The sequence below is a fragment of the Nitrospiria bacterium genome, assembly GCA_035517655.1.
GTDB lineage: Bacteria > Nitrospirota > Nitrospiria > JACQBZ01 > JACQBZ01 > JACQBZ01.
The window spans coordinates 37,452-48,339 of sequence record DATIYJ010000052.1; the positions used below are offsets into that span (position 1 = coordinate 37,452).

The 10,888-nt window shown below is 57.4% G+C and carries 10 protein-coding genes; 9 read left to right on the forward strand and 1 reads right to left on the reverse strand.

Features of this window, described 5'->3' with window-relative positions; genetic code table 11:
- Window position 1 precedes the first annotated feature (1 nt).
- From rnc to VLY20_09860, 4 genes are all read left to right on the forward strand, one after another.
- Window positions 2–718: a ribonuclease III gene (gene rnc / locus VLY20_09845; GenBank protein ID HUK56946.1), complete on the forward strand. Its 717-nt coding sequence runs from the start codon at window positions 2–4 to the stop codon at window positions 716–718.
- A gap of 5 nt (window positions 719–723) precedes the next feature.
- On the forward strand, window positions 724–1,401 hold the full coding sequence (locus VLY20_09850) for a tetratricopeptide repeat protein (GenBank protein HUK56947.1): 678 nt from the start codon (window positions 724–726) through the stop codon (window positions 1,399–1,401).
- Between the two features lie 339 nt (window positions 1,402–1,740).
- Window positions 1,741–2,994 (forward strand): hypothetical protein, encoded by a 1,254-nt coding sequence (locus VLY20_09855; protein HUK56948.1) that lies wholly within the window; start codon window positions 1,741–1,743, stop codon window positions 2,992–2,994.
- Window positions 2,995–3,125: 131 nt separating this feature from the next.
- Window positions 3,126–3,605, forward strand: a complete 480-nt coding sequence (locus VLY20_09860; protein ID HUK56949.1) for a DUF192 domain-containing protein — start codon at window positions 3,126–3,128, stop codon at window positions 3,603–3,605.
- A gap of 64 nt (window positions 3,606–3,669) precedes the next feature.
- Here the strand turns inward: VLY20_09860 and VLY20_09865 are convergent, their stop codons facing one another.
- Window positions 3,670–4,812 (reverse strand): VCBS repeat-containing protein, encoded by a 1,143-nt coding sequence (locus VLY20_09865; GenBank protein HUK56950.1) that lies wholly within the window; start codon window positions 4,810–4,812, stop codon window positions 3,670–3,672.
- A 531-nt stretch (window positions 4,813–5,343) separates the two neighbouring features.
- Here VLY20_09865 and VLY20_09870 point away from each other — a divergent pair.
- From VLY20_09870 to VLY20_09890, 5 genes are all read left to right on the forward strand, one after another.
- The gene (locus VLY20_09870) at window positions 5,344–7,062 is read left to right on the forward strand and encodes an EAL domain-containing protein (protein ID HUK56951.1); all 1,719 of its coding nucleotides are present in this window, start codon (window positions 5,344–5,346) and stop codon (window positions 7,060–7,062) included.
- 227 nt (window positions 7,063–7,289) lie between these two features.
- Window positions 7,290–8,789 (forward strand): PAS domain S-box protein, encoded by a 1,500-nt coding sequence (locus VLY20_09875; protein HUK56952.1) that lies wholly within the window; start codon window positions 7,290–7,292, stop codon window positions 8,787–8,789.
- Window positions 8,786–9,241: a response regulator gene (locus VLY20_09880; GenBank protein HUK56953.1), complete on the forward strand. Its 456-nt coding sequence runs from the start codon at window positions 8,786–8,788 to the stop codon at window positions 9,239–9,241. The genes VLY20_09875 and VLY20_09880 overlap by 4 nt, the downstream gene beginning before the upstream one ends.
- Window positions 9,242–9,287: 46 nt before the next feature.
- Entirely contained in the window at window positions 9,288–9,488 is a 201-nt protein-coding gene (locus VLY20_09885) for a hypothetical protein (protein ID HUK56954.1), read from the forward strand.
- Window position 9,489: 1 nt separating this feature from the next.
- Window positions 9,490–10,888, forward strand: a 1,399-nt coding sequence (locus VLY20_09890) for a PAS domain S-box protein (protein HUK56955.1), incomplete at its 3' end; no start/stop codon positions are given.

Here is a 10,888-nt window from a genome sequence, read left to right on the forward strand (position 1 = left end):
CATGCTGCTTGAACGCCTCCACACATTTCAAAACGTTTTAGGGTATTCCTTCCGCAAAACCGATCTTTTACGAGCCGCCCTCACCCACAAATCGTACCTGAACGAACTACGAGCGTCCGAAAAGGACGAGGCCTCGCAGGATAATGAACGTCTGGAGTTCTTGGGCGACGCCGTGCTGGATCTGGCCGTCAGCGAGCGTCTGATCGCGCTCTATCCCTTGTCCACGGAAGGAGACCTTTCCAAAATGAAGGCCCGGCTCGTGAGCGAAGTGACCCTGGCTCGCGTGGCCAGGCGACTGGGCGTCGGTGAATTTCTTCTGCTCGGGCGCGGGGAAGAGCGGACCCGGGGTCGGGAAAAACCCTCGATCCTGGCGGATGCGCTGGAGGCCGTGATCGCGGCCGTCTATCTCGACGGGGGATTTGAAACCGCCCGCACGGTGCTCCTGCAAATTTATGAGGAAGAGTTCCAACGCCTCGACCAGCATCGGGAAGACGTTGATTACAAAACGGAGTTGCAGGAATGCTGTCAGCGGGAGTTTGATGTCCTGCCCACCTACCGGGTCCTCCGCGAGTCCGGTCCCGACCACCAGAAACTTTTCGAAGTCAATCTGATGATCAAAGAGGAGGTCTTCGGCATCGGCCGGGGGCGGAGCAAAAAGGAGGCCGAGCAGCAGGCGGCCAAGCAGGCGCTTGAGCGATTGACCCGGCGATCGCTTTAGGTTTAATGCGGAATCTCTTTCTATTCTTTCTCATCACCCTTCTAACCGGGAGCCCGTTGTTCGCGCTCCTCGTTATCGTGGCCGTCTATCTCGCGCTGGATTACCAGTTCATCGGAATATCGCGGCGCTTGTTCGGGCGCTTCCGGCGGGCCGGAATGATCCGGACGCTGCAGCGGGAGCTTTCGGTCAATCCCCACGATGCGACGGCCCGACGCGATCTCGGGAGGGCCCTCATCGAGGCCCGCCGCTTCGGCGAAGCGGTTCCCCATCTTGAAAAGGCGGTCGAGCGCATGCCCGATTCGGACGAGACGGTCTTTGATCTCGGGCTTTCGTATCTCTGGACCGGTCAAGGCCCGGAAGGGGAACGTTTAATCCGGAAAGCCCTGGAACGAAGTCCAAAACTTCGGTACGGTGAGCCTTACCTGCGTTGGGGTGAATTTCTATTGCATCAGGGACAGGCCGCCGCGGCGGCGGAACGGCTCGAGCAGTTCCGATCGATCTTCTCCTCCAGCGTCGAAGGCCATTACCTTTTGGGCGTGGCCTATCAACGCGCCGGCGACCGGATTAAGGCGGTCGCGGCCTATCGGACCGCCTTGGAGATGTTCAGGCGCTCTCCGGGATATAAGCGGAGGGAGGAGCGGCTCTGGGCCTGGAAAACGCGGGCGCGACTGCTGATGATCTGAAGCGGCGAAGCGCCTCCGACGCTCTTCCGGCTTGATAAAAAAGAAAAAAAACTTGACACGTTTTTCCACCCGTGGTATAGTGCCGACGATTTTGTCAACGGTGACGATCGTAGTTCGGCATGAGGGAGGTCCGGGATTACGGTCGTTTTAGGATCGCCGTTTACGCGGCCATATGCGCCTCAGTCGAACGGGACGCATTCGAAAGAAAGGAGGTGGGGCGCTCGATCGCGAATCACAGCAGGTTTTAGGGTTGTTTACTTGTTCGTAACGGAGTAGAGCCATACCAACGCGTTCGGTATCATAGTACGGTATACACACCCTATCAAGGAGGAACAGAGCATGAAGAAGCTTGCGGCAGTGTTTTTCATCCTTCTTTTCGCTTCCACCGCCTCGGCCCAGGTGATCACCAACCCCTCGACCAACGCCCGCATGGACGGTCTGGGGGTGCAGAACTGGCAGGTGGAGGACGACTTTAACATTTTCATCAACCCCGCCCAGATCGGCAACTACAAAAACAACATTTACGGAGAACTGGGCACGTACGGCGCGAACACCATTACGGTGAACAACCCAAACCAGAGCGGCATCAATTTGGGGTCCCAATGGGGCGGTATGAATATGGACGTCTCCTACGGCACGTGGGGCGTTTATCTTGGAAGGCCGTACAGTTTCAACGGCCCGTTGAATCTCATGGGTGCGGGAAGCGCGCCGGGCAACAATCGATTTGATCTATTCTACGGCCTGCACAGCTCCATGCCGGTGGGCTTTTACTTGAGCTATGCCGATCAATCGGAAAATACGAAATCGGGGGGCACGACATTTAAAGATCAGAGCCAGGAATTTAATCTGGGAGCCGGCGGGATCTTCGCGGACGGGATGCTGGAGGGCTCTTTGAATATCACCCTTCCTACATCGAAGTGCGTTGATACAACGGGAGGAGACGTGGCCTGCGGCGGTGCAACCGGAAACACATTTAAAAGTGATGCGGGACCCAGCTTTGCGCTTCTCGTCCGGCATCATGCCGATATGGGAAACAGCAAGCTCCTGACCACGGCCCAGATTCAGACGATCGACGCCTCAACGAAAGACTCGACGTCGCCTACCAAGATTGACGACTCGACTTTTGGGTGGAGAATCGATACCGCCTTGAACTCCAAGCCCAACCCGGATACGCTGGTCGTGGCCGGAATCGGCTTGAACGGAGCCAATCGTACGATAAAACTTAAGGGAGGCGGGGGCAAGGTCACGTTGGACAATCTGGCTATCCCGGTGAACGTGGCGGTTGAACACCAGACCTTTAAGTATGTGAAGACGCGGATCGGATTGTCCAAGCCGCTTTACAACAAGGCCAACTGTAAGGACACGACCGGTGCGGATACTTGTAGTGGAAGTGTTCTCGCCAGCGCACAGAAAGTGGACATCGTTTCTGACGGCGCGGCCACGGTCAGCGCGGGTATCGGCTGGGCCGTCGCGGATAATATGACGGTCGACGCCGTGATCAATCAGGATGTTCTGTTTACCGGAACCTATGTGGTGTCGGGTGTTCCGGAGACGCTCTCCTCAAAGATTTCGGCCACCTATCGGTTCAAATAAGGCCGAAACGGGTGTTTAACCAAAGCCCCTCCGGAAACGGAGGGGCTTTTTTGTTCACGTCAGCCAACAAGCTTGGCTTGGAGCCTGACGCCGCAATTGACTTTCCGGATGCCGACACCTATCATAATGACGTGGATAAAGAGAAGCTGAAAAAGGGCGCCTTTTTGGTGATCGCGCTTGTCTCGATGGGGATCGCCATGCCCTTCATAATGGGCAACCAGGGCGCCAATTATTTCATGGTCGAACTCCCGAACGGCAGGCAGATCCTGACCGAAGTGGCCGACAGCCCCGAGAAGCAGATGGTCGGCCTGTTTTTCGCCAGGGAGCTTCCACCCAACCGCGCCATGCTGTTTATCTATGACGATGAAGATTCCCACCGGCTCTGGACAAAAAACAGCCACTTTCCGATCGATATGATTTGGATGGACCGAGACCGAAAGATTCTGCACATCGAGCAGGCGGCCCCCCCCTGCGCGGATGACCCCTGTCCTTCATACGGGCCGAAGGAAACCGAGGCGATCTATGTTATGGAGGCGGCGGCCGGTTTTGCCAAGATGAATCAACTGCAGCCCGGCATGAGCATGATTTTTCGATTGGTCCGACCGGGATGATGGCTCGACCGTTATAGGTGGAGAAGACGGTTCTCTCCGCAGGGGCGGGGATGAAACGCGTCCCCTACTTTTTTTGATCGGAGACGTGTTCTTTGGCGAGAAAAATCGAGACCGTGTTGCTCACGTTGTTGGCCACGGCCACGCCGTCGGAGCTGTCCTTGTTGAATTTTCCGCTCACGGCGGCAAACGGACCGTCGCCCGATCGGTAGGTCGATGGAGGATACACAAAAGTTCCGTCCCCCTTCCCGATGGCGACCGAGAACCGGCCGGTGAGATCATTCGTGATCAGGAGGTCCTGCTTGCCGTCGCGATCGTAGTCTCCCGTGAGCACGGAGGTGGGACCTCCGTCCGCTCCGAACTCGATCCCGTCCTGGAACGTGCCGTCGGCGCGTCCGAGAAAGGCGGCCAGCGTGCTCTGGGAACTGTAAATGGCGATCAGATCGGTGATTCCGTCTCCGTTGTAGTCTCCCGGACTGACGATGAGCGGCCGGAGACGCGTTTTATAGAATTGCGATTTTTCAAAACGGCCGTCCCCCTTGCCTAAATAGACCGCGATTCCGCGCTGGATCTCGCCGTTGTCCGCGATGGCCAGGTCCGGATAACCGTCATGGTTCAGGTCGACCGCCGCCAACGAGGTGGGCGTGTCGCCGGGATCAAAGGAATAGCCTGCCGTGAACCGTCCATGGCCGTCGCCGATAAAAATCAGGACGCGGTCCATCAGCAGCGAGACGGCCAGATCCAGTTTTTCATCCTGGTTGAAATCGGCCATCGCGATGGCGGTCGGCGTCTTGTGGAGATCTTCGCGCTGCGTGATATGGAAATTCCCGTCTCCTTCCCCCGAGAGAATCACCAAGGAGGCGTCGGAGTGGTGGATCACGGCGATGTCCGGATAGGGGTCGGCATCGAAACGACCGACCACGAGCGATTGCGGCTCGATTCCCACCTTGACGGTTTTCGGGTCCTGAAAGGTTCCATCGCCGTTGCCCAACAAGACGGACAGATCGTTGCTGCCGAAGTTGGCCGTGATCAAGTCCAGTTTTCCGTCGTTGTTCACATCGGCCGCGGCGATTGCCGTCGGATTGGTGCCGACCGGGTAGCTCGTCGGCCCGCTGAATAATTTGGGCGGCGGAGGAGCCGGCGTCCGCGGGTGGCAGCCGGCCATAATGAAAGCGAGAAAGAGAACGAGGCCCGGAATTGGCTTCGGCATAGGATTCCTTGGCGCAGTTTGGCCCATTGTAGCCGAATCGAAACCAATCCGCAATCAAAAACAAGGCATCCGGATCAAGCCGTTGCGGGAGTCCCGGCCGGGCCTGTCCCGCCCCAATCATCTTCGGGATACCGAAATCCGGGAACAGATAATATTAGAAGTTGACAGGACATGTGACAGTAGTGTAGCATTTAACCGATTGTTCCTTGGGTCGTTATTTGGGAGACGCTGTTCCCTGGTACTCCAGGACAAGTTATCCATGCACGATGCGGTTTCAAATAGACAATCTCATCCCGCCTCATCCGAAGAAGTTAAATCTGTCCTCATAAGTGCCTGTACGCCTACAGCCCTCGTCCTCATCCTGATCTTTTATTCTTTATGTCATCGACGAATACGTTTGTTTTCTTTGGATGGGCCGTAGCTTCCTTACGGCAGGTTCAAAAAGGGAAGTTTACCTCTCCGGGATCATTCTGGTGCGGTTTTCCCGGAAGAACGATCGAACAAACCCTTTGACGGAGAAGGAGACCCCCCATGGGGATACCGCTTCGGGTATTGGTCGTTGAGGATTCGGAGGAAGATGCCTCGTTGCTTGTAACGGAATTGCAGCGCGGCGGATATGACGTCACGTTTGAACGGGTCGATACATCTACGGCGATGGTGGTCGCTCTGAATAAACAAACCTGGGATATTGTCTTCGCCGACTACACCATGCCCAACTTTAGCGGGGCCGAGGCGTTGGCGCACGTGAAGGAGAGGGAACTTGAGGTCCCGTTCATCTTCGTGTCCGGGACGATGGGGGAAGAGACGGCGGTGGAGGCGATGAAATCCGGCGCGCAGGATTACATCATGAAAAACAATCTGAAACGATTGCTGCCCACCGTGGAACTGCAGCTGCACACGGCGGCGGTTCGGCGGGAGCGCAGACGGGCGGATGAGGCGGTCCATTACCTGGCCTATCACGACGTCCTGACCGACCTTCCGAACCGAAACGTGTTTTACGACCGCATGCAACAGGCCATCCTGACCGGCTACCGCGAACGAAAGCCGCTGGCCCTGCTGCTGTTGGACCTGAATCGATTCAAGGAAGTCAACGACACCTTCGGCCATCATTGCGCCGACCTTCTCCTGCGGCAAATCGGGCCGCGCTTGCGACGATGCCTGCGCGAATCCGACACCGTGGCCCGGATGGGGGGTGATGAGTTTGCGATTCTTCTTCCGAACACCCACGTGGAAGGCGCCAGCCTGACCGCGCGGAAGATCCTAAAGACGCTCGAAGCTCCCTTCCTGTTGGGCGAGGCGACGATTGAGGTGGGCGTGAGCATCGGGATCGCGCTCCATCCCGATCACGGTGAAGAGGCGGATGTTCTCTACCAGCGGGCGGACATGGCGATGTACGTGACCAAGCAGGCGGGCGGCGGGTATGCGGTCTATGTTCCGGAACATGAGCAGCAGAGCCCCCGACGACTGATGCTCACGTCAAAATTGCGCCACGCGATCGAGTATGGAGAACTAAGCATGCACTATCAGCCCCAGTTGAGCCTCGGGTCGAACCGGATCATTGGCGTGGAGGCCCTGTCGCGCTGGCTGCATCCGGATCTGGGCGCGATCCCGCCGGACCAGTTCATTCCCCTGGCGGAGCAGACCGGATTGATCAAACCCTTCACGCAATGGGTGCTCAAAACCGTCGGCCGTCAACACGAGGAATGGAAGGAGGCGGGCATGACCCTCCCCATTTCCGTCAACCTGTCGGCGAGGAATATGCAGGAAACGCAGCTGCCGGATCAGATTTCCGAACTGGTTCAGACCGGCGGCATCCTGCCCGGTCTGCTGGGATTCGAGCTGACGGAAAGCATGATCATGGCCAACCCGATGCGTGCGATGCAGATTCTCGGACGTCTGAACACCATGGGCATTCCCCTTTCCATCGACGATTTCGGCACGGGTTACTCATCATTGGGATACCTCAAAAAACTGCCGGTGAAGACGATCAAAATCGACAAATCGTTTATTGTGGACCGGGTCGAGAATCAGGACGACTCGGTGATCGTGAAGTCGATCATCAATATGGGCCATAGTCTGGGACTCGAGGTCATCGCCGAAGGAGTGGAGGATCAACACACGCAGGATCGTCTGGCAAGCCTCGGCTGCGACGCGGTTCAGGGCTATCACATCAGCTGGCCTCTTCCGTCCGGTGAGATGACCTCTTGGCTGAAAGAATCGCCGTGGGGTTTTAAAGGAGGCGCCGCGTAAAGCCAGGCACATGAACCGGTCGCTTGGAGATCGGATGACGGGCTTGCCATTCAATCGTCTCTGCACAAACGGGAATTCCCCGAAACCTCAACGGAGCCGGGCCGGCCGATCGCGCTTCCCGTCTCTATCTTAAGGGTTTTTTCAAAGGCAGGAAGTCACCGCCGTGACGGATCAAGATCAACCAAAGACCCCCCCTCCTTTCGAAGGCATCCTGGAAGCTCTGCCCGATGCCCTTATCACCAAAGAATGTGCGCGAGGCCAGCTTGCTTGAGCCCAGGTTTCAGGAATTATTGGAGTTCATGCCGGATGCCATTGTGATCGTAGATCGAGAGGGCCGGATCGTGCTGGTGAACGCCCAGACCGAGAAACTGTTCGGCTACCGCCGGGTCGAGTTGCTCGGTCAGACGCTTGAGATGCTGGTTCCTGAACGGTTCCGAGGCGCTCATGCCGGTGAGCGGACCGGCTACTTCGGCGATCCGCGCGTGCGCCCGATGGAGTCCGGGCTGGAGCTGTACGCGTTACGCAGGGACGGCACGGAATTTCCGGCGGAGATCAGCTTGAGTCCGCTGGAGACGGAGGAAGGCACGTTGGTGATCAGCGCGATCCGCGACATCACCGAACGCAAACGGGCGGGGGCCAAGTTTCGCGGGTTGGTGGAAGCGGCCCCGGACGCGATCGTGATTGTAAACCGGGAGGGCCGCGTCGTCCTGGTAAACGCCCAGACCGAGCGGCTGTTCGGATATGCCCGGGGCGAGCTATTGGGTCAGTCGGTTGAGATGCTGGTTCCTGAGCGTCTTCAAGAGGTCCATTCGGGCCACCGGACCGGTTACCTGAGCGACCCCCGCGTACGGCCCATGGGAGCGGGACTGGAGTTGTATGGGAAGCGAAAAGACGGAAGTCAGGTTCCGGTCGAGATCAGTTTAAGTCCTCTGGAAACCGAAGAAGGGATCCTGGCCATCAGCACGATCCGGGACATCACCGAGCGCAAGCAGGCGGAAAAAGAGATGCGCAAGCTCAATGCCCATCTTGAAGCCGCCAATAAAGAGCTCGAGGCCTTCAGTTATTCCGTCTCCCACGACCTTCGCGCACCGCTGCGACATATCCATGGGTTCGTCGAAATGCTCAAAGAACAGGCGAAGGCTCAACTCGATGAGAAAAGCCAGCGCTACATGAACACGATCATGAACTCGGCCAAGCGGATGGGCAATTTGATCGACGACCTCCTGGTCTTTTCTCGGATGGGAAAGACCGAGATGCGAATGGAGAAGGTCAATCTCGATCACCTTGTCCGGGAGACGATTAAAGATCTACGGACAGAAATACAGGGCCGCGAGATCGCGTGGAAGCTCGACAGCCTGCCGGAGGTCTACGGGGATGCGGCCATGCTGAAGCAGGTCTGGGTCAATCTGATCGACAACGCCGTGAAGTACACCCGTACCCGCGCACGGGCCGAGATCGAGGTCGGGGGCAGACCGGAAGGAGAGGAATACGTCTTCTTTGTTCGAGACAACGGCGTTGGATTCGATCCGCAGTATGCCGGAAAACTTTTCGGTGTTTTTCAGCGCCTGCACAATTCGGACGAATTCGAGGGGACCGGGATCGGGCTGGCCAACGTCCGTCGGATTGTCCTCCGTCATGGGGGACGGACCTGGGCCGAGGGGCGCGTGGACGGCGGCGCCGTCTTTTATTTTTCGTTGCCGAACCGGGAGGAGGAGACCGGCAAATGAATGACGTCAAGAACATCTTGCTGGCCGAGGACAATGCGGAAGATGTCGAGATGACCCTGGGGGCGCTTTCGCAGCACAACCTTGCGAACGATGTGGTCGTGGTGCGGGACGGCGCCGAAGCGTTGGATTATCTTTATTATCGCGGTAAATTTGAGGATCGTGCGGCCGGAAATCCAGCCGTGATCCTGCTCGACTTAAAAATGCCGAAAGTGAACGGTTTGGAAGTATTAAAAACGATCAAGTCGGATGAGAAACTGAAAATGGTCCCGGTGGTGATGCTGACGTCGTCGCGCGAGGAACCCGACCTGATCGAGAGTTACAAACTGGGCGCGAATGCCTTTGTGGTCAAGCCGGTGGACTTTCAGGAGTTCATCGAGGCGGTCAAGCGCCTCGGCATTTTCTGGGCATTGATGAACGAGCCGCCGCCCGGGAGCGTGAAAAAAACGAAGTAGATCCTCACGGGCAAGTCGGTGGAGATCGGTTCAGCGAGACAACGGCATGGACAAACCTCTTCGCGCATTAATCGTCGCGGATTCGGTGGAGGACGCTGATCTGTTGCTGGAGGAGCTTCGGCGCGGCGGCTGCGACCCGGCCTACAAACAGATACATGCCGCCGAGACGATGACGGCCAATGATCTGACCCGATGGCTGCACGAGTCGCCGTGGGGATTGATGAAAATCGGAAGAGGAGTGGAATAGAATGGTCCCATCGGTTCCCGAGCGGTACCCTTCCCACCGGCGCTGGGCGTCTCTGTCCGCATATGTTGTTTCCGCTGTCGGGTGCCTCGCGCTCGTCGGCTGGACGTTCGACATCGCGCTTCTCAGAAGCGTTCACCCCGGCTTCGTTGCGATGAATCCGACGACCGCGCTGGCCTTCATCCTGTCCGGCGCGGCGCTCCGAATCTCGGTCCTGCAAACGACGGAACGGCGGATCCGTCTCCTGGGACGGGTTTGCGGTCTTGCGGTCGGTCTTTTGGGATTTCTGCGGCTTTGTGAATATCTGTTCGGTTGGGACTTGGGGGTGAACGTTCTGTTGTTGAAAGAACAGGTCCTGGCCCTGTCGCCTCCGAATCGGATGGCGGCGACGACGGCGCTGACTTTTCTGCTGCTAGGTTTCGCCTTCATCGTTCAAGATGCCGAATCCGGGGGCGGCCGGCGGCTTGCCGAGCCGTTGATTCTCCTTTCAGCGTTTCTTTCCCTGATCGCGGTCATCGGCTATATCTACCAAAACAAATACTTTTACGATCTCACGATGGCGTTGCATACCGCCCTGACCCTTCTCGTGCTCTGCTCCGGGCTTCTTTGCGCTCGGCCTGATTACGGATTCATGAAGATCGTCTTCAGCGAGAGGTTGGGCGGGGTTTTCGCGCGCCGCCTTTTCCCCGCCGCCGTCGCTCTGCCGCTTATTCTCGACGTTATGAAGTTGGAAGGACAGCGGGCCGGATGGTACGACGTGGAGACGGGGTCGGCCCTGCTTACGGCCCTGCGGATCGTCATTTTAGTCGGTTTCATCTGGTGGACTTCGATCTCACTCGATCGTATCGACGCTGAACGGCGGTCCAATGAGGAAAAGCTGCGTGAAAGCAGTGAGCGCATTCAACTCCTGCTTGATTCCACCGCGGAAGCCATCTATGGGATAAACCTTCAGGGATTCTGCACGTTCTGCAACGCCTCCAGCCTCCGTCTTTTGGGTTATTCGACCGCCGCTGAACTGATCGGCAAGAACATGCATAACCTGGTGCACCATTCCAAGCCCGATGGATCTCCATACCCCCTGGAGGAATGCAAATTATACAAAGCCTTTCGGGCGGGAGAAGAGAGTCAACACGGAGACGAGGTTCTCTGGCACGCCGGCGGAAGCTCTTTTCCAATCGAATATTGGTCGTATCCGGTGCGACAGAACGGGGTGACGATCGGTTCTGTCGTGGCCTTTATCGACATCACCGAGCGTAAACGGACCGAGAATGAGATGAGGGGGACGAACTCGAAACTGACCGCCTTGGTCGATGAGCTTGAAGCGCGCAAACGGGAGATGAGCCTCCTGAACGAAATGGGCAATCTGCTCCAGACCTGCCGCAGCTTGCAAGAGGCCAATGACG

Excerpts from the sequence above, each read along its gene's own strand:
- VLY20_09880 (HUK56953.1), top strand. The coding sequence starts at position 8,786 with ATGAATGACGTCAAGAACATCTTGCTGGCCGAGGACAATGCGGAAGAT.
- VLY20_09870 (HUK56951.1), top strand. The coding sequence starts at position 5,344 with ATGGGGATACCGCTTCGGGTATTGGTCGTTGAGGATTCGGAGGAAGAT.
- rnc (HUK56946.1), top strand. The coding sequence starts at position 2 with ATGCTGCTTGAACGCCTCCACACATTTCAAAACGTTTTAGGGTATTCC.
- VLY20_09850 (HUK56947.1), top strand. The coding sequence starts at position 724 with ATGCGGAATCTCTTTCTATTCTTTCTCATCACCCTTCTAACCGGGAGC.
- VLY20_09855 (HUK56948.1), top strand. The coding sequence starts at position 1,741 with ATGAAGAAGCTTGCGGCAGTGTTTTTCATCCTTCTTTTCGCTTCCACC.
- VLY20_09875 (HUK56952.1), top strand. The coding sequence starts at position 7,290 with ATGCCCTTATCACCAAAGAATGTGCGCGAGGCCAGCTTGCTTGAGCCC.
- VLY20_09865 (HUK56950.1), bottom strand. The coding sequence starts at position 4,812 with ATGCCGAAGCCAATTCCGGGCCTCGTTCTCTTTCTCGCTTTCATTATG.
- VLY20_09885 (HUK56954.1), top strand. The coding sequence starts at position 9,288 with ATGGACAAACCTCTTCGCGCATTAATCGTCGCGGATTCGGTGGAGGAC.